Genomic DNA, 22,691 nt, shown 5'->3' with positions numbered 1-22,691 from the left:
TACGGGCCTGCGCTGTTGCGCTGGTTCAGCTCAGAAAGTCGACGCGGTCTATGAGGCCTTCGCGCACCCGGTAGGCCACCAGGACGCGAACCGGCTCGTCGGCCAGGCCGTGGGCGACTTCGTGGTCGACCACCCAGTCGCCTTCGCTGAGCCGCCCCACGATCTCCGCCCGGCAGCGGCCCTTGGCGAACTGCCCGGCGTACCTGTCGCGCAGAGCCTGCCGGCCCTGCAGCCGGCTGCCGTCGGCCCGGTGGATCGTGATGTCCTCGGCATAGGTGGCGACGAAGGCGTCGATGTCGTGGCTGTTGTAGGCGGCGAGCTGCTGCTCGACCACGTCGCGCGGTTCGGTCATGTGGTTGATCGTTTCTTCCTCGGTGTACGGGTTGCGGGTTCAGCAGGGTTGCGTGCTACGGGTTCGGCCGGGCTCAGGCAGCGAGGCGGCGGGTGGCGAGTTCGGCGTAGAGCGCGGCCCCGTCGGGGAGCACCGCGTCGTCGAACTCCGCGTAGGGCGAGTGGTTGACCGGCAGGTCGTCGGGGTCGGTCCCCTTCGGGGCGGCGCCGAGCCACACGAGCGATCCCGGCACGGCGTCCAGGACCCGGGAGAAGTCCTCCGACCCGGTCATCGGGTTCGGCATCGACTGGAAGCGCTCCTCGCCGAAGACCTCCCGGACGGTGTCCGCCAGGAAGTCGGTCTCGGCCCCGTCGGTCACGGTCACCGGGTACTGGGGAAGGTACTCGACCTCGGCCCGCAGGCCGTGGGCGGCCGCGATGGCCCTGACCAGCTCGACCGTGGTGTCGGCGACCTTGGACTGCGCCTCGGCGGAGAAGGTGCGCACGGTCGCCTCGAAGTAGGCGGTCTCGGGGATGATGTTGCGCTGGGTGCCGGCCTGGATCAGCCCGACGGTGACCACCACCGGATCGAACACGTCGAAGCGGCGGGTCACCATGGTCTGCAGGGCGGTGACCATCTCGCAGGCCGCCGGGATGGGGTCCTTGGCCCGGTGCGGCACCGAACCGTGGCCGCCCGCACCGTGGACGGTGACGTTCAGCGCAGCGGAAGCGGCCATGATCGGCCCGCGCCGGGAGCCGAACTCCCCGTGCCGCATGGCCGACGACACGTGCAGGGCGTAGGCGGCGACCGGGCGCCTGCCTGCCGCGTCGAGCACGCCCTCGGCCAGCATGGCCCCGGCCCCGTCCCACCCCTCCTCGCCCGGCTGGAACATGAAGACCACGTCGCCGTGGAGCTGTTCCCGCCGTGCGGCCAGCAGGTGTGCGGCACCCGCGAGCATGGTGGTGTGCAGATCGTGTCCGCAGGCGTGCATGGCGCCGTTGTCGGCGGCGAACGGCAGCGGGGCCTTCTCGGCGACCGGCAGGCCGTCCATGTCGCCGCGCAGCAGCACCGCCGGCCCCGGTCGGCCGCCGCGCAGCACCGCGGTGACCGAACTCAGCGCCGAGCCCTGGCTCACCTCCAGCGGCAGGCCGTCCAGGGCCCGCAGCACCCGCTCCTGGGTGCGCGGCAGGGCCAGGCCCAACTCGGGGAACCGGTGCAGGTCGTGGCGCAGCCGGACCAGGTCCGGGGCCAGAGCGAGAGCGTCGTCGTGCAGGGACACGGGCACCTCCGTCGATCCCGCGCGTGGCGGGAACTTGTGCAGAGCGATCTTGTTCCGTGATTCTGGATCTCGCGGCGGGATTTGCCCGCGATTTCGCAGGATCACGCCACCAGGAGGCCCTTCGATGAACGAATCCACCGGCAGCCGACGGTGACCGGCTCCGAGATGCCCGACACCGCGACGACCGGCACCGAGGTGACCAGCACCGCGACGACCGGCGCCGAGGTGACGGTGGACGAGCTGGACCTCGCCCTGGTGAACGCGCTGCAGCTGCGGCCCCGCGCACCCTGGTCGCTGCTCGGCCAGACCCTCGGGATCAGCCCGGTCACCGCCGCCCGCCGCTGGCGCCGACTCTCGCAGGCCGGGATCGCCTGGGTGACCGCCTACGGTCTGCCACACCCCGAGGACCGCGGGTGCGTCGCCTACCTCGACCTCGACTGCGCTCCCGGCCGGCTCCGGCAGATCGCCGACGAACTGGCCGAGGACCCGCACGTGATGAGCATCGAACACGTCGCCCAGGGCTGCGACCTCGTCGTCACCGTGGCCTTCACCGACCTGGCGACGGTCTCCCGGTACACCGCCGAACGGCTCGGCCCACTCCCCGGGGTCAACGCCGTCCGCGTCCACCTGGCGACCGGCTTCTACGCCGAGGGGATCCGCTGGCGACTGGACTCGCTGGACCAGGCCCAGCGCGTGGAACTGCACGACGATCACCTGGCGGGCTACGGGACGCCGTCCGGCGTACGAGCCGAAGTCCGGGAAGAAGACCGGGAGTTGCTCATCAGACTGGGTGTCGACGGCCGCCTCGGCCAAGCCGAGCTGGCCGCCGCCACCGGGCTCAGCCCGTCCACGCTGCGCCGGCGCCTCGACCGGCTGGCCGCCTCCGACGCGATCCGCTTCCGCTGCGAGATCGCCGCCCGCGACGCCGGCCGGCCGGTCCTGGCGACCTTCCGGGCCGACCTCCCCCCGGAGCGGCTCGACGAGGTCGGCCCCCAGCTCGCCAGACTCCCCGAGGTCCGGCTGTGCGTGTCCGTCACCGGCCCGCACAACCTCCTGCTCTCCGTCTGGCAGCGCTCCCTCGCCGACGTCCAGCGGCTGGAAACCGCTCTCGCCCGCAGGTTCCCCGACCTGCGGGTGGCCGAGCGCCGCGTGTCGCTGCGCACCGTGAAGCGGATGGGCCGAATCCTCGACGGGGACGGACGCGCGGTCCGCGCCGTTCCGCTGGACATCTGGCGGGATCCGATCCCGCTCTCCTGACGGCCGTTCAGGTCGGTCCCTGCTGCAGCGCGCCGTCACCAGGAGCTGCGGGCCGCCTCGCGCAGGCCCGGCGGCCCGCCCGTGTGTTCCGGCCATTTCCGGGCGTAGGCGCCCGTACCGGCCGCCCTGGTGGGCAGGATGGCCGACGGCCCGCGCCACTGCCCGGCCGGGCCCCGCAGACCGATCGGAAGGCAGGGACCAGCCATGCCCAAGAGCGCACGGCGATGCACGGCGGCGGCGACCGTCTGCGCCGCACTCATCGGCGCAGTCGGCCTCCTCGCGCCATCCGCCCAGGCCCAGGCCCCGACCTCCGTACAGGCACCGGCGACCGTGTCGTCGACGGCGGACCGGCCCCGGGACACCACCACGCCCCCGGGCACCGAGGGGCAGTCCACCACGGTCACCCGTCCCGACGGCACCCAGGCGCGGTTCGCGGTCTTCTCGACCGCCGACGGCACCGGCGGGACCATCTGGTACCAGACGCAGTCGTCCTCCGGTGGCCCGTTCGGCGCCTGGAGCCAGGTCAACGGCATGAGCCTCAGCTACCGGAACCAGGTGCTCACCGCCGCCGCGGACGCCGACGGCGCCCTGGAGGTGTTCACCATCGGATACCAGTCGTCGGTCCTGGTACGGATGCACCAGGCGGGCCCGGACGGGCCGTGGTCGGCGCCCGAGCCCTTCGGCCCCGCCGGGGGGCTGGTGCCGAGGTTCTTCGGGGTGCCGGTGGCCTTCCAGCGGGCGGACGGCGCGCTGGCCTTCTTCGAGGTCTACCAGGGCTCGGCCAGCCCGCAGTTGTACGTCAACGAGCAGAGCACCCCCGGCGTCTGGGGCTCCTGGACCAACCTGGGCACCGGTCCGCTGTCGGAGGCGGTGGCCACCCCCTCCTCCGTCACCGAGGCGGCCGACGGGAGGCTGACGGTGCTCGCGCACATGTGGAACGGCCCCTCATTGTCCGCCGAGATCTCCGAGCAGGCCCCGGGCGGTGCCTGGGGCCCCTGGCGCGACTGCCGCAACGGCGGCTGCGCCGGGGGCTGACCGCCGGCGGCCACGCCCGGAAGCCCCGCGTGGCGGCCGGGAGGCCGAGCACACCGCCCCCCACCGGGATGCCCGGCGGCCTCGACCACCCCCGGGCCCGAGCCGCCCGAGGCGCTGGCGCAGACTGGGAGCCGAACACCCGACCGACCGACCGGAGGACGACACCCATGGCCGACCGGCCCCTGACGCTGATGGCAGTCCACGCCCACCCCGACGACGAGGCCACCTCGACCGGCGGCGTCCTCGCCCGCTACGCCGCCGAGGGCATCCGCACCGTCCTCGTCACCTGTACCGACGGCGCCTGCGGCGACGGCCCCGGCGGCACCAAGCCGGGCGAGGAGGGCCACGACCCCGCCGCCATCGCCGAACTGCGCCGCCAGGAACTCGAAGCCAGCTGCCGGATCCTCGGGGTCGACCACCTCGAACTGCTCGGCTACGGCGACTCCGGGATGATGGGCTGGCCCGCCAACGACGCTCCTGGATCGTTCTGGAGCACCCCCGTCGCCGACGGCGCCGCCCGGCTCGCCGACCTGATGCTCCGCTACCGGCCCGACGTCGTCGTGACCTACGACGAGAACGGCTTCTACGGCCACCCCGACCACATCCAGGCCAACCGCATCACCATGGCCGCCCTCACCCAGGCCGCCCTGACGCCCAAGGTGTACTGGACCACCGCGCCGCACTCGATGATGCAGCGCTTCGGCGAGCTCATGCGCGAGTTCGGCGCCGACGGGGGCGACGGGGCTGACGGGGACAACCCGGAGCCCACCGGGGAGGCCGTGGAGCTGCCCCCGATCGGGCTGCCCGACGAGGAGATCACCACCTGGGTGGACGCCACCGCCTTCGGCGGGCAGAAGTACGACGCGCTGCTCGCGCACGCCAGCCAGGGCGAGAACATCTTCTTCCTGAAGATGGGCCGCGAGCGGTTCACCGAACTGATGGGCGTGGAGACGTTCGTCCGGGTCCTCGACACCACCGGCGCGGCGCTGCCCGAGAAGGACCTGTTCACCGGCCTGCGCTGAGCCCCAGAGCAGGCCCGGGGCCTCGGACTGAACGATGCAGGCCACGCCCTTCCGGGCGTGGCCTGCATCGCTCCCGCTTGGGGGCAGTTGGCGAGGAATGAGCCTCGGGGCCGATGGCCGCAGCTTCCGTCGACGGCGCTCAAGGGTCGGACGCCATGGGTCCGGACCCGACACGGCCCCTGATCGACAAAGATGAGCGCATGGACAGCGAACCTCTACAGATCCCGCTCGATCAGCTCCGACGCGCCTTCGAGCTGGCACTGCACCACATCGAAGCCTCAGCCGGCAGCACAGTGGCCGTCGAACGTGACTACTTCTGGTCCGTCCCCGGCGACGAACTCTACGACGTCCCCAACGAACCGAAGACGATCACCATAGGGCAGCTCTCCGAGTCCTGGCACCACCTTGAGCACCTACTCACCGACCCGGACCGGATCGTGGGCTACCACCTGGTCTGGCTCGCCGACGTCCTCCGCGCGATCGGACAGGACCACGTCGGATAGCCATCGCCCCAGCCAGCGAAGCGGTGCCGGCGCCGGCACCGTGATCTCTGAAGGTTGTCGAAGTCGATGGCGCCGAGCATCAGCGGGCTGTAGTAGGCCAGGCATGGCGTGTCCACCCCTGCGGGGCTGCACTCGGCGAGGATGCCGATCAGCCGGGGTGTCCCTGCCACGCCCAGGAACGCCGGGGTACTGCCCCGCCCACCCCCGCTCCGCCAGAGTTGGGAATCATGCCGGGCCGTCCACGAGCATCCGATTCGTCGGCCCCGGCCTCGGCGAAACTGGCGAAAGGCACGACATGACCAGCAGAGCTCCCGGCGGCACCCTCACCCTGGCCCCCGACCTCACCCTCAGCCGGATGGGCTACGGCGCCATGCAGTTGGCCGGCCCCGGCGTCTTCGGTCCCCCCAGGGACCGCGACCAGGCCTTGGCGGTCCTGCGCGAAGCCGTCGAGCTGGGCATCACCCACATCGACACCAGCGACTACTACGGACCGTTCGTCGTCAACGAACTCATCAAGGAAGCCCTGCACCCCTACCCGGCCGGACTGCACATCGTCACCAAGGTCGGCGCCCGCCGCAACGAGACCGGCGACTGGATCCCCTCGCAGGAGCCCGCGGACCTCAAGGCCCAGGTCCACGACAACCTCCGGCACCTCGGCCTGGAGGCCCTGGACGTCGTCAACCTGCGCCTGGACTCGGTGGAAAACATCTCCGATGCGCCCATCGCCGAGCAGTTCGGCGCCTTGGCCGACCTGCGCCGTCAGGGGCTGATCCGCCACCTGGGCATCAGCGGCGTCTCCGACGCCCAGCTCACCGAGGCGCAGGCCATCGCCCCGGTCGTCACCGTCCAGAACCTCTACAACCTGGCCAACCGGCAGGACGACTCACTCGTGGACCGCTGCGCGGGCCAGAACATCGCCTTCGCCTCTTTCTTCCCCTTGGGCGGCTTCAGCCCGTTCCAGTCCCAGGTGCTCAACGATGTCGCCGCCCGTCTCGACGCCTCCCCGCAACAGGTCGCACTGGCCTGGCTGTTGCAGCGCTCGGCAACCACCGTCCTGATCCCCGGCACCTCCTCCGTCGCCCACCTGCGCGAGAACATCGCCGCGGCCGACCTGGTGCTGCCCGCCGACGCGGTCGCCGAACTCGACACCATCGGCTCCGCGAGATCGCGGTAGTCCTCAACGCGGCTGGCAGCGCTGCCACTTCGACTTCGCCGACGCCACGCCGATCATCGGGGACCACGGCCGTCGAGCCCATGGGCGGTGTTGCGAACGCCGCGGATCCCGCGTCCTGCGGCGGTTCCCGCACAGCCCGCCGGGATCCGGGTTCCGCCGCGGTTGCGCCCGTACGGGTGGCCTTCAGCGCTTCCGGCTCCCCTCCGTTCGCGTACGGCACTAGGTTGCTGGGCGACCCGCTGGCCCGCTTCCCGGAGGACACCGATGGCCATCCCCGCTCTGGACCACTCGACGACCCGCTATTCCCTCCCCCACGCCTACTGGATGGCGCAGGCCGCCGGACTGGCCGTGCTGGACCGGGTCGGCATCGAGAACAAGGCCCACGCCTGGGGCTTCGACGAGGTGCGGCACTTCGAGTCGACGCACCAGATGCCGTTCCCGATCGAGGACACCCAGGCCTACACCATGGCCAGCGACCGCATGATCGTCACCGGCTTCCGGGGCACCGAGGTCCTGAAGATCTACGACTGGCTCACCGACGTCAGCACCCCGCCCGTTCCCGGACCTGCGAACAAGGGCTTCGTCCACTACGGCTTCCACCAGGCCCTGCGGTCCGTCTACCCCGAGATCCGCGACACCATCCGGGGACTGCGCACCAACGGGCAGAGCGTCTGGTTCACCGGCCACAGCCTCGGCGGCGCCCTCGCCATGCTGGCCGGCGCCTGCTGGTACTTCGAGGAGCCTCGCCAACTCCCCGACGGCGTCTACACCTTCGGCCAGCCCCGCACCTGTGAACGCCTTCTCGCCGCCGCCCACAACACGGCTTTCAGGGACCGCTGCTACCGCTTCGTCAACAACAACGACATCGTCCCCCAGCTCCCGCCCGAGCCGGCCTTCACCCACGTCAACGCACTCCGCTACTTCGACGCCGACGGAGAGCTCCACGAGGCCATGCCGCTCATCGCCGGGCTGAAGGACCGGGCGAAGGGCTACCGCCAGGACATGTTCGCCCCCGAGACCGACGGCATCAAGGACCACCACCTGCGCAACTACCTCGCCGCGTTCGAGAAGAACCTCGCCACAGCCGCCTGATCGCAGGACACCCGGGGCCGACCCCACAGGGCCCGACCCGACGTCCGCTCCACAGCCCAACGGGAGGCTGCGGCGGACGGCGAGGAGTCCGGGCTTCGTGGGCGAAGCGGCCGTGACCGGCACGGGGACTGCACGGTGTCCTGCTTCGCCCGGAGCCGGGTTGATGTCTCGTTGGGCCGACCACCTCGCCGCCCATCAGTACGGCTCAGTACGGCGATGCGTCAGTGCCGCCTGACTCTGCCCTTCTCCGAAGCCGCCGTCGGCCGGGCATCGAACGTACAATCGCCGGACGAGTAGGTGCGGGAGGGCGCAGTGGGACACTTCGAGGGCTTCGACGTCACCGGGTTCTGGGACGATTCGGCGTACGCGCTGGAGCAGTACGTGGAGGAGGCCCCGCCCTCGCCGGAGTTGGTCGCGTCGTTGGAGGAGGAGCTCAGCGGATACCGTCTGCCCGACTCCTACGTCGCGCTGATGAGCGCGCACAACGGCGGCACCCCGGCCCGGACCTGCTTCCCCATGCCCGAAGCGACGTCCTGGGCCGACGACTACATCGAGATCACCGGAATCCGGGGCGTCGGGCGGACTCGTCCGCAGTCGCTCGGCGGCGAGTTCGGCAGCCGGTTCTGGATCGACAGGTGGGAGTACCCCGACATCGGTGTCTACTTCGCCGCCATGCCCTCGGGCGGCCACGACATGCTCGCCCTCGACTACCGCGCGTGCGGCAGGCACGGCGAGCCGACCGTGGTGCACGTCAGCCAGGAGGCCGACTTCGCGATCACCTTGGTCGCGGAGAACTTCGAGGCGTTCGTCACGGGCCTGGTCGACGAGTCCGTCTACGACACCTCGGAGCAGGACCGGCTCGCCGACCTGGCCGCGGTGCGCGACGGCAGCTTCTCCCCCGTCCTGCTGCGCGCCTTCCGCGAGGTCGCGGACGTTCTGCCCGACGCGGACCGGCGGATGCGGGCGCTCGCCGAGGCCCTCGTGCACGACAAGGGGTTCTTCGCCCTGCACGCCGACGCGCGCTCCACGCTCATGTACGACTACCTGTTCTGGCTGTTCAGCAGCTTCAACCAGGTCGACTCCTTCGAGCGGTACCTCAGGACGCCTCCACAGGACGAGCCTTCCTACGCGCTGCCGGACTACGAGCTCATGATCGCCTTCGGCCTCGAGTCCGAGCAGTACGGCTTCCGCACCGGCGGATACGCCCCCGGCTTCCTCGAAGACTGGTGGAACTCCCGTATTGCCTCGGGTCAGATCGTCGAGACTGCCGACGGCTACCGGTTGACCGACGCCGCCGTCACCACGCTGCTCGACGGACTCGCCACCGTGGCCGGGCAGGGCGGGTAACCATATCCGCCGGGCTGCTTGATGCCCGACACGCCGGCGGCACCGTTTCCTCCGCCCCGGAAAGGGACCACGCCATGTCCGCCCCGCACGCCTTCCCCCTGCAGCCCACCCCGATCCATGTGCCCGACGAGGTCCTCGACGATCTGCGCACCCGTCTCGCACTGACTCGTCCGCCGCTGGACGAGGGGAACGAGGACTGGTCCTACGGCGTCCCGGACAGCTACCTCCGTGAACTGGTCGCCTACTGGCGGGACGGGTACGACTGGCGCAAGGCCGAGGCCGCCATCAACGCCCACGAGCACTACCAGGTGAGCGTCGGCGGCGTCCCGGTGCACTTCCTGCGCAGGCCCGGCCGCGGCCCACGCCCGATCCCGTTGATCCTCACCCACGGCTGGCCGTGGACGTTCTGGCACTGGTCGAAGGTGATCGACCCGCTCGCCGACCCGGCCGCACCTTCGACGACCGCAGGCCCTGAACAGCCCTGCCGGCCCGCCCGGCAACGGGCCGGGCGGGCGTTGCCCCGCGCGGGGCGTGCGCGGGGGCGACGGCGGGATCAGACGGTGGGATCAGGGGTGCTGGAAGGCGACCTCCGGGTCGGCCGGTGACGGGCCGTCGAGCAGTGGCTGCGGGATGCCGCGCAGGTGCAGGTCGAAGAAGGCCCCGACGTAGGCGCGGGTGATCTCCTCCGCGCGCTGTGCCGGGATCGGCACGACAGGGCCGGCCACGCCCAGCTGTGCGGCGAGGACGGGCAGGTCGGTGAAGCTGGAGTGGTCGGAGCCGGCGATGGTCAGCCACCGCTTCCAGCCGTCCAGGCGCGCCCAGTCGCGGTCCCAGCTGGTGTCCGCGCCGCCCGGGCTGTGGTTGGCCAGGGTGCCGAACATGAGGAAGGGGCGGCCCTGGAGGCCGGTGGCGGGGACCGGCGCGAGGAAGGTTCCGTCCATGTTCACCCCGGCTCGTACCCGGTCGTCAACAGCCATGGTCGCGGCGGCGGCGTTACCGCCGATGGAGTGCCCGGCCATGCCGATCCGCCGCGGGTCGATCATGCCGGCGTACCGCCACGGTGAGTGACGGTCAGTCAATTGATCGACGACGAAGGAGAGATCCGTGGCCCGGCTCCGGGCTATCGCCTCCAGAGCGTCGAGGGTGGGGGTCTGGTCGCAGACGGCGCAGGTGCGGGTCCGTCCGTCGGGGAAGGTCACACCGGTGGACTCGTAGGTGTGGTCGACCAGCGCGACGACGTACCCGCGACTGGCCAGGTCCTCGGCGAGGCCGGTGAGGGTGGCACGCGGCAGCCCGAGGCCGGGCGAGAGCACCAGCAGGGGGAACCTGCCGCGCTCCGGCCGTGCGTCGGCGTGCGCGTAGGTGCGGGTGCCACCGAGTGCTTCGGCCGGGACGGCGCCGCCCTGAGCCGCCTGCTGCAGCAGCAGCCGGGCCTCCTCGGTGGTCATGTAGGGGGCCGGTCCGCCGGTCCCGGGCCGGGCCGGGTAGTACGTCGACACCATCAGTTCCCGGGCACCCGCGGCCGGCACCCAGGGATCCCGGCGGTGCTGGTCGACGAGGTGCAGGGTGCTGCGTCCGATCGCGTGCGGACCCGTCGGGCGGGGAAGCTCCAGCTGGACGCCGGAGCTGTCCGAGGCCGTGGCGGGGGCCGCGGAGGGAGCTGTGGCGGAGGGCCCGGGCGCGGCGAACGCCGTACCCGCTCCGATGATCGGCAGCGGCAGGACGAGCGTGAGCACGGCGGCCAGGGCAGCACGACGGATTCTGGTCATGCCGGCGACGCTAGTTCGCGGGCGCAGTAGTTGACATCCCCTCAGGGGAGGACGGGGAAGGGGACAAGGCATCCCAGCGGAGGAGGACCGGGCATCCCAGCGGATGAGGGCGGACGGGCCAGCGCAACAGGCGGGCTGGCACAACAGGCCGGACGGGCCGCGGCGGCGGGCCGTTCCGTCCCCCGTGCGAAACGGCCCGCCGACGGCTCCCGCTACTTCAGCAGGAAGTCGTACACCGCCTGCCGTCCGGCCGGGTTCGCCGCCCGGTTCTGCACCGAGTGCGCCGCCCCGAGCACGATCACGATCTGCGGGTCGTGTGCCAACTCGGCCTGCTGGTAGAGCACTTCGTACGGCGTGGACAGGTCCCGGTCGCCGCCGAGCAGCAGCACCGGCACGTCCGGCAGCTTGCGGTGTTCCGACGGCGCCGGCGGCACCTGCTCGCGCGGCCAGTCGAGGCAGACCAGGAGGCTGCCGAGCCCGGTCGCGGTCGCCGGGTCGTACGGCCAGGTCTGCTCGGCGGTCAGCCGCTGCCGGGTGCGCTCCAGCGCCGCCGCACGGCCCGCGACGGGGGTGTCGGTGGTGCCCCACGGGAAGCGCGAGTCGGCGCACAGGGCGGCGGAGTGCAGCCCCTGGCTGAGCTCCTCGGCCGAGGCCGCGTCGACCTGCCGGCGGACCAGGTCGAAGAAGTCCTGGAGCTTCGCGGGCTGCCCGGCGGCGGCCTCGTGCAGGATCTCCGGGACCCCGCCGTAGTTCGGGTCGATGAACTCATAGCCGGTGAGCGCACTCAGGATCTGCGCCCCGTTGCCGTACCGCCGAACCGTGGCGGCGAGGTCGGCGGCCGGGTCGGTGGTGCAGCCGGTGGCCTGGCAGGCGGCCCGCAGGACCCGGGCGCTCGCGGGCAGCGCGGCCAGGTCGAGGGGGTCGAAACCCTGTTGCGGCACCACCGAGTCGAGCACCAACCGGGCCACGTGCGCCGGGTGGGCGAGCGCGTACCGCTCGGCGACGAAGCTGCCGTACGAGACGCCGTCCAGGGTGAGGCGCCGGTCGCCGAGGGCGCGGCGCAGCAGGTCGATGTCGGCGACGGTGTCCGCCGTGCTGTAGTGGCGGGCGTTGGGGCCGAGGGCGGCGGCGCAGTCGGCGATCGACTGCTTGCGCGGCAGGGCGAGGTCGGAGGAGCCCATGTCCTCCTGGAGGCCCGGGCACTGGAGCGCGCCCCGGCCGGTGCCGCGCTGGTCGTACATCACCAGGCGGTAGTCCTTGAGGACGGGCTCCAGCTTGCCCGCCATCCGCTTGATCGCCGGGACGCCGGGCTGGCCGGGGCCGCCGGTGAGGAACAGCAGGTCGCCCTTGGGCGCCGTGGTGTTGCCGGTGACGGCCACCTCAAGGTCGAGGGTGCCGGGGGTGGCGCCGCTGTGGTCGAACGGGACGGTGAGGGTCCCGCAGCTGAACTCGGGTGCGTCCGGGCAGGGCGCCTGGCCGGTGATCCCGCCGACGCGGGCCGGTCCGGCCGTGGCGGCGAAGCCGACTGCGGGGGTGGCCAGGGTGGTACCGGCGACCACCGCGACGGCGCCCAGCAGGGCGGCGATACGGCCGCGCGTGCTCGTCATGTTCGTCCTTCCGCTCGCGCCGCGTCCGTGCTGACGCGGTCACGGAACCAGCCTGCGCCCCGGGGCTCTTCGGTGGGGAGCGTTCGGGCGGGATTCGACCTGAACGGACCGTGCGCGACCGGCCCCGCCGGCCGATGGCACCAGGCCCCATCCCCTCCTGAGCGCGGCCCTCGCCATGCAAGCCTTAAGACGCCAGCCCTGCCCGCTTCGCCATAGCGAGCAGACCGGGCTTGGAGCGTTGGTGCATGACGATCAGCACCCGCAGCACTTCGCGACCCATCGGGTGTATCTGTGCCATCTGCGGAGCGACGGCATGGGCGGCGTTGAGAGCTTCCTCGGCACCGGCGTAGTCGCGCACGGCCAACCGGGCGCGCGCAACGTCGATGTACAAGCGGCCTAGGCGGTTTGGCTTCAACCCCGCGGGTGGGGATGCGATCAGTGAACCGGACATCTGGACAGCGCGGTCGGGGGCGTCGAGTTCGACGTGGGACGCCAGCTCGTACAGTGCGGTGTTTCCCCGGCCGAACGTCAGATGGTGCTGCACCAGGTCCCTGCCGTCCGGAAGCGTCTCGGCCAGGGTCCATGCGTGCCGCAGGTGGTCACGGGTGGCGTTGGCGTCCTTGGCTCTCGACGCCAGCACGACGCCGCGCAGATGGAGAGAGCCGAGGTGGATGGTCCGAAAGGGGCCACTCGCGGGTACGGCCTCGTAGCGGCTGATAGCCCTCTCGATGATGGCCAACCCGTCCTCATACTGGCCAGCAGACTGGTACGTGCCCGCCTCATTCCACGCTGCTGCTGCCTCGGCAGACGGGTTCCAGGTCTGCTGTGCGGCCCACATCTGGCGAGAGACGATCATGTCGGCAAGATCGGGCTGTGCGAGTCGGTGTGCAACCGTGTACGCGCAGCTGTACACATCCGCGACGTAGCCCCATGCCGTCGCCTCGCCTCGGGAGTCGAGAGCGGAGGCGGTCGTTTGGCCGAGGAGCGCGGGCAGCATCCGCAGCAATTCCAGGTACTGAGTGCTGGCCCTCAGGTCAGCGGCGGTCTGAACGGCCCCAGTGGTCTCAGCTGGGGAGAGTGGACTCTCTCGCGGAAGAGTGTGGCGACGAACAGTGTTCCGAAGCTCGTTGAGCAGGTCCATCTGCTCGGCCGGGCCGACGAAGGGATTCCCGTAGACGCGGGCGGTGGTGACATGGAGAACCCGAGCGACGGCAGCCACCACCGGAGGGGTCGCAGGCCTGAGCCCAGTTTCGATCTTGGAAAGGTAAGAAAGCGTGATGCCGGCTTCCCGGGCAAGTTTGGCCTGACTCAGGCCGCGCGCTTTCCGGAGTACCGCGATGTTCTCACCAGCTGACGGCGCTGTGTTCCCCATGCGCTCAATCATCCCAGTTCGACGACTAGATGATGGCACATCAGGTTCCGCAAGGGTCGTTGTGCAAGTTTTGTGTTAACTGATCTTAGTCATCCGCCGTTGAATGATTGCAGTCAGTAAGCAAGCGATCACCTTCCAGCCCTCGGGCAACGCCTCGCCGGTACTCGCGTACCGATCGGGAGGCAGCCCGATGCAGTCTCCGTGCGCACAGGCCGGGGCTCCTTCCCGGCCGTACCGGAAGCCGTCGGCCGGGTTGAACGGGTAATCCGCACTGGGGCGTTCGAGCACATCGAACGCCCCAGCGCGGAGCCGAAGGCTAGGACAGATCCAGCAGGCGTCGTGGTCGTCGTCGTTGATGAACGGCTCGGCAGGCATGACCGCAAAGTAACCCCTTCCCCTGCGGCCTCGACGAAGGAGGACAGACCGATGGCCAGACGCACCACCCCTCGGGTGTACCGCGAAGTCGTGACGGGACCCACGAAGGTCGAGAAGGCCAGCCCCCCGGCGGGGTGGAACCCGCTGGACGACTACAGGGCGGCTCAGGTCCTCGACAGGGGCCGCTCCCCGGGCGACATGCTTCAGATCGCTGCCGTGAAGTCCACGTGCTCCTGCAAGGACTGCGTGGCGTACAGGAAGTCCGTGCGAGCCAGGCTCTGACGACGCACGTGTGACGCGTGGCTAGACACCCCCATCCAACTCCCCAACGGAGAAGTGCAACTGTGAAAGTCAGTGTGATCCAGGGCGACCCGGTCCGGCACCGCACGGACGGTTGGACGGGCACCGTCGCGGGGACCCCGAGCAGGCTGGCCAACCACGCCTGGGTGAACCGGGACAGCTCCGCCGACCCGTACCCGGAGATGGTCCTCCTACGCGACTTGGAGTCCGCGGATTGAGCACCCCGCCGACCGGTTGGCTCACGGGCGATGGGTACGTCGTGGACCGGCCCGACGGCTACCGCGAGGGGACCTGCTGGGTCTGCCGCCGGGAGACGCTGGTCTGCGCGGGCACCTCGCTCCAGGCCCCCGGTGACGCCCAAAGCACCTGCCACGCGATCTGTAGCGACTGCATCATCCGCGCCCGGACGCCCCACCGCCGTGCCGCGTTGCGGGCCGCGCTCGACAAGCACCCGGCGTAGGTCCCGTGTCGAGACGAGGAGAACCCCCGTCGATGATGGCCAGGACGACTGCCGGGACACAGCCAGGCAGTGCGCCCATGGGGACCCGACCCCCGTGACGGTCGCTGTCGCCTACACGGTCTCACTGCTCGCGGCAAGACGGTTTACGCGGATCTGCACCTCGGTCGGCGGCCTCGAAGCCGCTGATCCCTAAAGCTCCCAGCCCAGTTGGATGAGGAAGTCCTCTGGGCTGGGCTCCACCGGGAATCCCCGGTGGAACGTTGCACCACCTGGCAGGAAGGAACCGAGAGATGAACGTGTACGAGCCCATCGTCACCGCCGACGAGGACGAGATGACCGTCACCGTGATCGGCGACGCGGCGGCCCTCACCATGGGCGGCACCTCCGACGGCGGCGAGGGCAAGCGGCACGTGTACCAGTACGCCGGCTGATCCTCCTTCTGCGGTGCGGCCCTTCGGGGCCGCACCGCAGCCCGCTTTCCGCCATTGATTCGCCAAGGAGAGGGCCACCATGGCTTTCGGGGGCTTCAGCAGCTCCGCAACGAGCACGCCACACCCGTTGGGAGCGACACGGCTGCATCCGCAGTCGAGCGTATGGATGACCGGCATGACGCCGGCTCAGCTCTACCGCACGGAGGGTGGCCCGGCCCGCCGGCTGTTCGTCCTCGGGCCGAGCGGTGCGCGGCTGGCGGATCTGAAGGCGTTGGGCGCTGGGCCTCTGCCCGCCGATCTGGCGTGGCGCTGGCCGGGGGCCTACGCGGTGGTGAGCGAGGCCGGACACGAAACCGTGATCTTCACCGACCCGGCTGCCGCGCAGCCGGTCTATGTCTCCCGCTTCGGTTCGGGGTGGGCCTGGTCGTCGTCGGCGCGGCTGCTCGCGGGGCTCAACAGGGCTCCTGTCGATACGCGGCGGCTCGTGACAGCGGTGTTCGCGCCGCTGCTCCCCGCTCTCGTTGCGGGCCGGTCGTACTTCTCCGGGGTCGAGCAGTTGCCGCCGGGCGCGCGTATCCGGCTCGCTCCGGGCACAGCACCCCAGATCACGAACCTATGGCTGCCGCAGCCGGACATCGGACCCGAGCCAGCCGGGCGCTTCCGGGCCGAGCTTGAGAAAGCGGTGGGCCTAGGACTGGGCGACGGCCCGTTCAGCACTGACCTGTCGGGCGGACTCGACTCATCGTCCATCACCCTCCTGGCGGCTCGCCAAGCACCCGACAGCGTATGCGTCACCGCCGTCACGGTTCACCCTGAAGGGGACGAGTCGGGGGCTGACCTCCGATTCGCTCGGCTTGTGGCGAACTCGATGCCCGGCAGGATCAAGCATCACCTACTACCGACGCAACGCGAGCATCTGCCCTACACCGGGATCACCGACGTGCCCGCCGCTGATGAACCGGCCCCGTCCACAATGGCCTGGGCTGGGCTGCTTCGGCAATTGGAGTGGATGGCCGAGCGATTCGACACCACGCTTCATCTGACCGGTGATGGCGGGGACAGCGTCTGCTCGCAGCCGCCGGTCCACATCGCGGATCTGGTTCGACACCGACAGCTCCGGGCCGCCTTCCACCAGGCCGCGGGCTGGGCCCGGCTCCGGCATCTTCCGCTCTCGAACATCCTCCGGCAGGCAGTCGCGTCGGCTCGACTCTCCCGGACCGACGCGCTGTCCGTACTCGCCGCACAGGTCGTTCAAGGTCCGTCCTCGGCAGCCGGCGCCGTTCACTGGTTCCCGTCCGTGCAGCTCCCCGCCTGGGCAGGTGTCGAGACCCTGCCGCAACTGCGGGGTGAGATTGAGCGGGTGGCCGCCGCTCCGGACCCGCTTGTGGGACTCGATGCCGGGGTCCGCACGGTCATAGACGAGATTCGTGAGGTGGCCCGGACGGCGCAGGCGGATGCCGCGCTGGCGGAGGAAATCGGTATCCGACTTCGCAACCCGTTCCTGGACGCCAGCGTGGTCAACTCCCTGCTGCGCGTCCCGCTCGAAGCCCGCCCACCCGTGTACGCCTACAAGCCGCAACTGGTGCGGGCGATGAGTGATCTGCTGCCAGCCCCGCTCTCCGCCCGCAGTACCAAGGGCTCGTTCAACGCCGACTTCTACACCGGTCGGCGGGAGAACCTGGATGCCCTGCTCGGCCTGGCGGACGGGTTCCTCTCCGCCCTCGGTCTGGTCGAGCCCCGGGCCCTTCGCCGCGTGCTGAAGCAGGCCGCGATGGGCATGCCCGTGCCGATGGGGATTCTGGATCGGACACTCGCCGTCGAGGCGTGGCTTCTGGCGCTTGACCGCGAGTCGGAGCCGCAATGGATCGAGGAAGTGGGAGACCGTGACTGACTCGCCTTCGTTCGTGAGCATGCCCCGCCATGTCCGTGGTCTGGACTTCGGGCACGCCGTTGTTCTGGTGAACTACTACAACGGCCAGGTCAGCACGCTCCCCGCGTCGGCCGGCGCGGCTCTCCGTCACGCGGCGGAGTTCGGCAACGCCCGGCACCTCCCGGAGCCGCTGTTGAAGTCGCTGCTGGCGGCAGGCTTGCTGGGCGTGGCTGACCGGCCTCGGCCGTGGCGGAGCGTCCGCGAGGTGGAGGCGCCGAGGGCAAGCTGGGGCGGCGACGAGTTCCGGGCCGGGCTGACTCCTCCCGTACCCGTCCCGCGCACCCGGACACTGGCGGCGGCTGCCGCCCTCTCGGTGGTCCACGCTGTGAAGGCCGCAGGCCCGGAGCATGAGGCGATGGGCCGTGTTCTCAAGCTGGTTCACTCCGCCAGCACGACGGGGCGGAGAAGGCCTGCGACGCCCACCGAAGCCGAACAGGCCGTCCACGCGGTGCGTAGCGCGGGCTGGTACTCGCCCGGACGAACCAACTGCCTGGAGGAGTCGGCTGCCGCGATGCTGCTGCTCCAGCTGACGGGTAAGGCCGCAGTTTGGCGTCATGGCGTCGCGCCTGACCCGATACGGTTGCACGCCTGGATCGAGACCGTTGACGGCACGCCCGTCGCCGAGTCCACGTCAGTTGGGTTGTTCACAGCGATTCTCAGCATCCCCGGAGCACACCATGTCCGTTGAACAGACGATCTGGCTTTCCGATGGCATCTGCGGGCTCGGCCCCCTTCGGTCCGACCTGGCAGAGCAGTACTGGCGCTGGGAGGAGGCCCCGAGTTCCCTGATCGGGTTCGGCCGCCCAGTTCCCGAGTCGCTGCAAAGCCGGACCCAGGGACTTCAGCAGCAGCTCGCCGGCAGGAACATCAGGTTCACCGTCTACGACCTCACGGACGCCGAGAACCCGGTGCCCAGCGGCATGACCACGCTTCAACCCGACAACTACGTCCGCACCGCCGAATACATCCTCGTCATCGCGCCCGAGGCACGCGGCAAGGGCCTCGCCACCCGAGCCACCCGGCTGACGCTGGACTTCGGGTTCCACGTCGCCAACGTCCGGTCCATCTGGCTCAAGGTGCTCGCGCCCAACAAGGCCGCAGTCCAGGTCTACGCGAAGGCCGGCTTCAAGCACGTCGGCGCGATGCGCCAGGCCGGGTACTGGCGCGGCGCGGTGTGCGACGAGCTGATCATGGACGCGTTGGCCTCGGAGTTCTCGGGTCCCAGCGTCTTGGCATCCGCGGACTGACCGGCGAGCCCTGACCATCTCGCACCCCCGCCGCCCTCAACCCCCAACGGCGGGCCCGCCTCCGCCCTCCTCAGGAGTAGCTATGTGGGCCACCACTGAACAAGACCGGCAGGCCATGCTCAGGGCACTCGTGATCGCCGCGCTGCCGGCAATCGCCCTCCGGTACGACTCCGGCGTCGGCGTCAGAAGGCTCGCGACGGTTTACGGGTGCGATTCCAACTGGCTCCAGGCCCAGATGATCAAGGCCGGGTATCGCGTCCGCCCGCTTGACGAAGCAACCGGGCTGCGCCCCGCCCCCTGGCCGTGGATGCCTATCAGCATGCCGGGGCGGAAGACGATGCCCTGACTGAACCCCCGCTCAAACTGGGGCTTCCTAGCTCATGCGGCGAGCGCGTAACTGGCGAGCTACTTACGTTCCCGAAGGCGTAGAGGAAGACGCCGGACTCGACGAGTTCGCGGGCGCCGGCCACCGGGTCGCGGGTGTCCGGGTGCAGGCCCGCGCGGCGGAGCATCTCGGCGAAGTGCGGCGCGCCGGAGGGATCGTCCGTACTGATCCTGGACGGCGGTGGCCGGCGGTATCCCGGACTTCTGGGACGCCGCCGGTTCAGCATCGGTACGTCGCCAACCGTCGGGACGGCGAGCGCGGACCGCCGCCCGGGACCGTCCCGGGGCCGTCACGGAGCCGTCCGTCGGGCTCAACCCCTCGTCCGGACCGGCCCGCCGTTCGGTTCCGGGTTCACCGCAGTCCCCGGTGCCGGCGGTGGTGGCCCGCATGGTGGTGGTGGTGCCGGTTGCGCCGTCGCCACCGCCGTCGACCGGCTCCGGCCGCCGAGGCCCCGGACGCCGACGATCCGGTGGACCGGGACGAGTCGGCGAAGGCGTCGCCCGACTCCCGCCCGGAGTCTTTCGATCCTGCGGGCAGCACGTCGATCCGGCCCATCTGGCCGTGCGAGGAGTGCACCATGTGGTGGCAGTGGTAGACGTACTCGCCCGGATATTCGCCCCAGGTCATGGCGATCCGGACGCTCTCCCCCGGGTGGACCGTGATGGTGTCCTTCAGCCCGGCCTCGGCCGGGCCGACCGGCACCCCGTCACGGTCCAGCACGCGGAACTGCACCAGGTGGGTGTGGAAGGAGTGGGGGGCGTGGAAGACCCCGGCCGGCGGGCGGGTGAGGTGGTTGCGGATCGTCCAGATCTCGCTGCTGCCGACGGTGGTCCGCACGTCGGTCCGTTTCGGGTCGTACTTGCGCCCGTTGATCCTGGCGTCCGGGAAGGTCGTCAGCGCGAACTCCCGGTGCACCGTCGCCTTCGGGATCGGCGGCAGAGTGGCCAGGACGTCCGGAATCCGGCTCCGGTCCTCGGCCGTCCGGGTGATGTCGAAGCGCAGCACCTCGGTCCGCTCGCTCTCCAGCGCGGCCGTGTTCTCCAGCACCACCGATCCGCCGACCGGGTAGCGGGCGAAGTCGACCACGATCTCGGCGCGCTCCGCGCCGGTCAGGGTCAGCTCGTGCAGCGTCACCGGCGCGGCGAGCAGTCCGCCGTCGGAGGCGATCTGGGTGAACGGCTGGCCGTCGGCGAGGCGCAGCGACACATGCCGGTTGGGCGAGACGTTGAAGACCCGCAGCCGGTACTTGCGCGCGGCCACCTGGAAGTAAGGCCGCTCCTTGCCGTTGACCAGCATGTGCGGGCACGCGTACGGGTCGGTGTAGACCAGCCTGCCGTCGGTCTCGATCCGGGCGTCCCGGATCAGCAGCGGGATGTCGAACTCGCCGTTCGGCAGCGGCAGGCCGCTCTCGTGCGGGTCGCTGAGCAGGTAGGCGCCGGCCAGGCCGCGGTAGACGTTCTCGGCCTCCAGCTCGTGCGCGTGATCGTGGTACCAGAGCGAGGCGGCCACCTGCTCGTTGGGGTAGCGGTACTCGCGGGTCTCGCCGGGCTGGACGAGGTCCATCGGCAGGCCGTCGTAGCGTGAGTGCACCTGGCCGCCGTGCAGGTGCACGGAGGTGTGCACGCGCAGGTCGTTGGTCTGCTGGACCACCACCTCCCGCCCTCTGACCGCCCGGATGGTCGGACCGGGGAAGCAGCCGCCGAAGGTCCGGACGGTGGTCAGCAGCCCCTTGACGATCTCCGCCTGGGTATCGGCCATCCGTAGCCGGTACAGGTCCGAGGAGTCCGTCCGCGACACCGGGTTCAGCACGGGGGGCACCGGCATGGCGTGCTCGAAGGGGGTGATCCGGGCGGCCGACCGCTTGGCCTCCGACCTGGGCGGCGCGGCGTACGCGGCCGGAGCGGCTTGCGTGGCCGGCGCGGCCGACAACGCCAGGGACGAGACCCGGGCCCCGCCCGGTGCGCGGTCCCAGGGGAAGAGGACCGCCGGGCCGCCTATCGCGGCGGCTTTCAAGAGGTCTCGTCGGTTCAGCATTCCCGGTCTTTCCGTCCAGGGCCGGGCGGTCGGTACGCCGCCGGGCCAGTGGTCGCCGGTCGTGGCTTCCGGCGGCCCTGCTCGGTGGCCGCCGCGCGCACGCCGGCGCGGGCCGGGCGTGTCGGACCGTAGCGCCGACGCGACGTTCCGTCACTGCCCGTTGGCTCAGTATCGGCGAGCTTCGCGCGCTCCGCAGCGCGACCGCACCTGCCCGGGCCCTGACCCAGCGCCCGGCCCCCTGCCCCCTGCCCCCTGCCCCCTGCCCCCTGCCCCCTGAACGACGGACGCGGGGCCGGGCACCTGGTGCCCGGCCCGGCCGCCGATCAGGAATCGGGCGACGCCCAGGTGCCCAGGGACATCTCGGCGGTGATCCCCGGGCCGAACCCGGCCAGCAGCCCTTGGTGCCCGTCGAGGGCCGACTTCTCGTCGAACATCCGGGCCAGGGCGTCGAGTACGACCGCACTGGCGATGTTGCCGTACTGGGTGAGCGTGGCCCGGCTGAAGCGGAACGCCTCGGGCGGCACCTCCAGGAAGCGGCTGAGGTCGTCCAGGATCCGTGGGCCGCCGGCGTGGACGATGTAGAAGTCCAGCGTGCCCACGTCCCACTGGTGCTGCTCCGCCACCGCGCGCAGGGCCGGGCTGAGCGGCTCCATCGTCCCCGGCACCCTCTTGTCCAGCTGGAAGTGGAATCCGGTGGGGCGGACCGCGTAGGAGATCCACTCCTCGGTGTCCGGGATGAGGTACGAGCCGTTGCGTTCCAACCGCATTCCGGTCCCGCCCTCGCCCCGGACCACGGCGGCGGCGATCCCGTCGCCGAACAGGCCGTTGGACAGCAGCGAGCCCACGCCCAGGTCCGTGGGCTGGTAGCACAGCGAACAGAACTCGCAGGCCACGATCAGCACGTTGGCGCCCGGGTAGGCCGAACAGAAGTCATGGGCCCGGTTCACCGCCGCGCCGCCGCCCGCACACCCCAGTTGGGCGATCGGCAGCTGCCGGGTCTCCGGTCGGAAGCCCAGCCTGTTGATCAGCCACGCCGTGAGCGACGGCATCATGAAACCGGTGCACGACACATAGACGATCAAGTCGATCTGGGACGCCTCCACTTGGGCCTGTTCGAGGGCCCTGATCACCACCGCCGGGACGCGGGCCTTCGACTCCGCCGCGAAGACGGCACTGCGCTCGTCCCACCCCGGGTGCTTCAGCACCACCTCGATGGGTTGGATCAGGTGCCGCTTGCGCACTCCGGTGTTCTTGATGAGACGCAGCGCCAGTTCGAGCTGTGGATGGTCGGGGTGGAGCCTGCGCGCCAGCTCGATGGTCTCCTCGTTGGTGATGACGTGCTCGGGTACGTCTATCGCCGGTTTGCACAGAACTGCCACGGCACTTCCTCCAGACGAGCGGTGTTCCCGGTGCGACCCTGGCGGGGCGGGATTTCACCACTCGACGGCAGCCGCTGCGAGCCGGACGCGCGGAGGGCGCGGGCGGCGGGACGCACCGGGCGGGATCCAACTCAGCGGCCGACGAGCCGACCGAGCGAGGATCGGTTGATCGCGGTGCGGACGGTCGTGCTGGCCGCAAGTTGGTTCAGGCCACCTAGCCCAATTTACGGAAGGCGGGCCCGTCCCGCATGTCGGGGCCCCCCCCCCCCGGGGGGGGGGGGGGGGGGCGGCGGGGGGGGGGGCGCCCGGGGGGGGGGGGGGGCCGCCGCGCGCGGGGGGCCCCCCCCCCCCGGTCCCGCCCC

20 protein-coding genes and 2 pseudogenes are annotated in these 22,691 nt (G+C 70.9%); 15 read left to right on the top strand and 7 right to left on the bottom strand.

Annotated features, from left to right (window positions below; genetic code table 11):
• Positions 1–25 precede the first annotated feature (25 nt).
• Positions 26–352 carry a nuclear transport factor 2 family protein gene (locus ACFV6D_RS11775; protein WP_350876086.1) on the bottom strand — a complete coding sequence of 109 codons (327 nt, stop codon included), beginning with the start codon at positions 350–352 and terminating at the stop codon, positions 26–28.
• Positions 353–425: 73 nt separating this feature from the next.
• Positions 426–1,610, bottom strand: coding sequence for a M20 family metallopeptidase (locus tag ACFV6D_RS11770; protein ID WP_380559403.1), 1,185 nt, complete (start codon positions 1,608–1,610; stop codon positions 426–428).
• Positions 1,611–1,760: 150 nt separating this feature from the next.
• Between ACFV6D_RS11770 and ACFV6D_RS11765 the strand changes: the two genes are divergently transcribed.
• The 8 genes and pseudogenes from ACFV6D_RS11765 to ACFV6D_RS11730 all read left to right on the top strand — a co-directional run.
• Positions 1,761–2,867, top strand: a complete 1,107-nt coding sequence (locus ACFV6D_RS11765; RefSeq protein ID WP_380559401.1) for an Lrp/AsnC family transcriptional regulator — start codon at positions 1,761–1,763, stop codon at positions 2,865–2,867.
• 204 nt (positions 2,868–3,071) lie between these two features.
• Positions 3,072–3,902, top strand: coding sequence for a hypothetical protein (locus ACFV6D_RS11760; RefSeq protein ID WP_380559399.1), 831 nt, complete (start codon positions 3,072–3,074; stop codon positions 3,900–3,902).
• A 167-nt stretch (positions 3,903–4,069) separates the two neighbouring features.
• Positions 4,070–4,924, top strand: a complete 855-nt coding sequence (locus ACFV6D_RS11755; protein ID WP_380559397.1) for a PIG-L family deacetylase — start codon at positions 4,070–4,072, stop codon at positions 4,922–4,924.
• Positions 4,925–5,124: 200 nt separating this feature from the next.
• On the top strand, positions 5,125–5,427 hold the full coding sequence (locus ACFV6D_RS11750; protein WP_380334699.1) for a hypothetical protein: 303 nt from the start codon (positions 5,125–5,127) through the stop codon (positions 5,425–5,427).
• 295 nt (positions 5,428–5,722) lie between these two features.
• A complete protein-coding gene (locus tag ACFV6D_RS11745) occupies positions 5,723–6,601 on the top strand; it encodes an oxidoreductase (RefSeq protein ID WP_380559395.1) in 879 nt (292 codons plus the stop codon).
• Between the two features lie 264 nt (positions 6,602–6,865).
• Positions 6,866–7,693, top strand: coding sequence for a lipase family protein (locus ACFV6D_RS11740; protein ID WP_063352084.1), 828 nt, complete (start codon positions 6,866–6,868; stop codon positions 7,691–7,693).
• 312 nt (positions 7,694–8,005) lie between these two features.
• Positions 8,006–9,040 carry an SMI1/KNR4 family protein gene (locus tag ACFV6D_RS11735; RefSeq protein WP_380559393.1) on the top strand — a complete coding sequence of 345 codons (1,035 nt, stop codon included), beginning with the start codon at positions 8,006–8,008 and terminating at the stop codon, positions 9,038–9,040.
• Positions 9,041–9,114: 74 nt separating this feature from the next.
• A pseudogene (locus ACFV6D_RS11730) lies at positions 9,115–9,492 on the top strand (epoxide hydrolase N-terminal domain-containing protein); the annotation flags it as partial.
• Positions 9,493–9,606: 114 nt separating this feature from the next.
• Here ACFV6D_RS11730 and ACFV6D_RS11725 read toward each other — a convergent pair.
• The 3 genes from ACFV6D_RS11725 to ACFV6D_RS11715 form a co-directional block, all read right to left on the bottom strand.
• Positions 9,607–10,809, bottom strand: coding sequence for an alpha/beta hydrolase family protein (locus ACFV6D_RS11725; RefSeq protein WP_380559391.1), 1,203 nt, complete (start codon positions 10,807–10,809; stop codon positions 9,607–9,609).
• A gap of 212 nt (positions 10,810–11,021) precedes the next feature.
• Positions 11,022–12,416 carry an alpha/beta fold hydrolase gene (locus ACFV6D_RS11720; protein ID WP_380559389.1) on the bottom strand — a complete coding sequence of 465 codons (1,395 nt, stop codon included), beginning with the start codon at positions 12,414–12,416 and terminating at the stop codon, positions 11,022–11,024.
• Between the two features lie 184 nt (positions 12,417–12,600).
• A complete protein-coding gene (locus ACFV6D_RS11715; RefSeq protein WP_159398673.1) occupies positions 12,601–13,788 on the bottom strand; it encodes a helix-turn-helix domain-containing protein in 1,188 nt (395 codons plus the stop codon).
• 719 nt (positions 13,789–14,507) lie between these two features.
• Between ACFV6D_RS11715 and ACFV6D_RS11710 the strand changes: the two genes are divergently transcribed.
• The 7 genes from ACFV6D_RS11710 (at position 14,508) to ACFV6D_RS11680 (ending at position 18,877) form a co-directional block, all read left to right on the top strand.
• Entirely contained in the window at positions 14,508–14,681 is a 174-nt protein-coding gene (locus ACFV6D_RS11710) for a hypothetical protein (RefSeq protein ID WP_159398674.1), read from the top strand.
• Positions 14,678–14,923 carry a hypothetical protein gene (locus ACFV6D_RS11705; protein WP_063352091.1) on the top strand — a complete coding sequence of 82 codons (246 nt, stop codon included), beginning with the start codon at positions 14,678–14,680 and terminating at the stop codon, positions 14,921–14,923. Before ACFV6D_RS11710 ends, ACFV6D_RS11705 begins: the two co-directional genes overlap by 4 nt.
• A 290-nt stretch (positions 14,924–15,213) precedes the next feature.
• Entirely contained in the window at positions 15,214–15,354 is a 141-nt protein-coding gene (locus tag ACFV6D_RS11700; RefSeq protein WP_159398675.1) for an albusnodin family lasso peptide, read from the top strand.
• Positions 15,355–15,433: 79 nt separating this feature from the next.
• Positions 15,434–17,245, top strand: a complete 1,812-nt coding sequence (locus tag ACFV6D_RS11695) for an albusnodin/ikarugamycin family macrolactam cyclase (RefSeq protein WP_380559387.1) — start codon at positions 15,434–15,436, stop codon at positions 17,243–17,245.
• Positions 17,238–17,972 carry a lasso peptide biosynthesis B2 protein gene (locus ACFV6D_RS11690; protein ID WP_380559385.1) on the top strand — a complete coding sequence of 245 codons (735 nt, stop codon included), beginning with the start codon at positions 17,238–17,240 and terminating at the stop codon, positions 17,970–17,972. The genes ACFV6D_RS11695 and ACFV6D_RS11690 overlap by 8 nt, the downstream gene beginning before the upstream one ends.
• Entirely contained in the window at positions 17,962–18,531 is a 570-nt protein-coding gene (locus tag ACFV6D_RS11685; protein ID WP_380559383.1) for a GNAT family N-acetyltransferase, read from the top strand. The genes ACFV6D_RS11690 and ACFV6D_RS11685 overlap by 11 nt, the downstream gene beginning before the upstream one ends.
• A gap of 82 nt (positions 18,532–18,613) precedes the next feature.
• Positions 18,614–18,877, top strand: coding sequence for a hypothetical protein (locus ACFV6D_RS11680; RefSeq protein WP_063352094.1), 264 nt, complete (start codon positions 18,614–18,616; stop codon positions 18,875–18,877).
• 390 nt (positions 18,878–19,267) lie between these two features.
• Here ACFV6D_RS11680 and ACFV6D_RS11675 read toward each other — a convergent pair whose 3' ends face one another.
• Positions 19,268–20,950, bottom strand: coding sequence for a multicopper oxidase family protein (locus ACFV6D_RS11675; RefSeq protein ID WP_380559381.1), 1,683 nt, complete (start codon positions 20,948–20,950; stop codon positions 19,268–19,270).
• A gap of 323 nt (positions 20,951–21,273) precedes the next feature.
• Positions 21,274–22,338 (bottom strand): annotated as a pseudogene (locus ACFV6D_RS11670) (type III polyketide synthase); the annotation flags it as partial.
• Positions 22,339–22,691 lie beyond the last annotated feature (353 nt).

The sequence above is a fragment of the Kitasatospora sp. NPDC059812 genome (genome assembly GCF_042732075.1).
Lineage (GTDB): Bacteria > Actinomycetota > Actinomycetes > Streptomycetales > Streptomycetaceae > Kitasatospora.
Note: the sequence above shows the minus strand (reverse complement) of the source record. Positions and strands in the feature narration are given on the sequence as shown.

Bases quoted from the DNA above. Each gene is read 5' to 3' on its own strand.
- ACFV6D_RS11775 (WP_350876086.1), bottom strand. From the start codon at position 352: ATGACCGAACCGCGCGACGTGGTCGAGCAGCAGCTCGCCGCCTACAAC.
- ACFV6D_RS11760 (WP_380559399.1), top strand. From the start codon at position 3,072: ATGCCCAAGAGCGCACGGCGATGCACGGCGGCGGCGACCGTCTGCGCC.
- ACFV6D_RS11755 (WP_380559397.1), top strand. From the start codon at position 4,070: ATGGCCGACCGGCCCCTGACGCTGATGGCAGTCCACGCCCACCCCGAC.
- ACFV6D_RS11750 (WP_380334699.1), top strand. From the start codon at position 5,125: ATGGACAGCGAACCTCTACAGATCCCGCTCGATCAGCTCCGACGCGCC.
- ACFV6D_RS11745 (WP_380559395.1), top strand. From the start codon at position 5,723: ATGACCAGCAGAGCTCCCGGCGGCACCCTCACCCTGGCCCCCGACCTC.
- ACFV6D_RS11740 (WP_063352084.1), top strand. From the start codon at position 6,866: ATGGCCATCCCCGCTCTGGACCACTCGACGACCCGCTATTCCCTCCCC.
- ACFV6D_RS11725 (WP_380559391.1), bottom strand. From the start codon at position 10,809: ATGACCAGAATCCGTCGTGCTGCCCTGGCCGCCGTGCTCACGCTCGTC.
- ACFV6D_RS11720 (WP_380559389.1), bottom strand. From the start codon at position 12,416: ATGACGAGCACGCGCGGCCGTATCGCCGCCCTGCTGGGCGCCGTCGCG.
- ACFV6D_RS11715 (WP_159398673.1), bottom strand. From the start codon at position 13,788: ATGGGGAACACAGCGCCGTCAGCTGGTGAGAACATCGCGGTACTCCGG.
- ACFV6D_RS11700 (WP_159398675.1), top strand. From the start codon at position 15,214: ATGAACGTGTACGAGCCCATCGTCACCGCCGACGAGGACGAGATGACC.
- ACFV6D_RS11695 (WP_380559387.1), top strand. From the start codon at position 15,434: ATGGCTTTCGGGGGCTTCAGCAGCTCCGCAACGAGCACGCCACACCCG.
- ACFV6D_RS11685 (WP_380559383.1), top strand. From the start codon at position 17,962: ATGTCCGTTGAACAGACGATCTGGCTTTCCGATGGCATCTGCGGGCTC.
- ACFV6D_RS11680 (WP_063352094.1), top strand. From the start codon at position 18,614: ATGTGGGCCACCACTGAACAAGACCGGCAGGCCATGCTCAGGGCACTC.
- ACFV6D_RS11675 (WP_380559381.1), bottom strand. From the start codon at position 20,950: ATGCTGAACCGACGAGACCTCTTGAAAGCCGCCGCGATAGGCGGCCCG.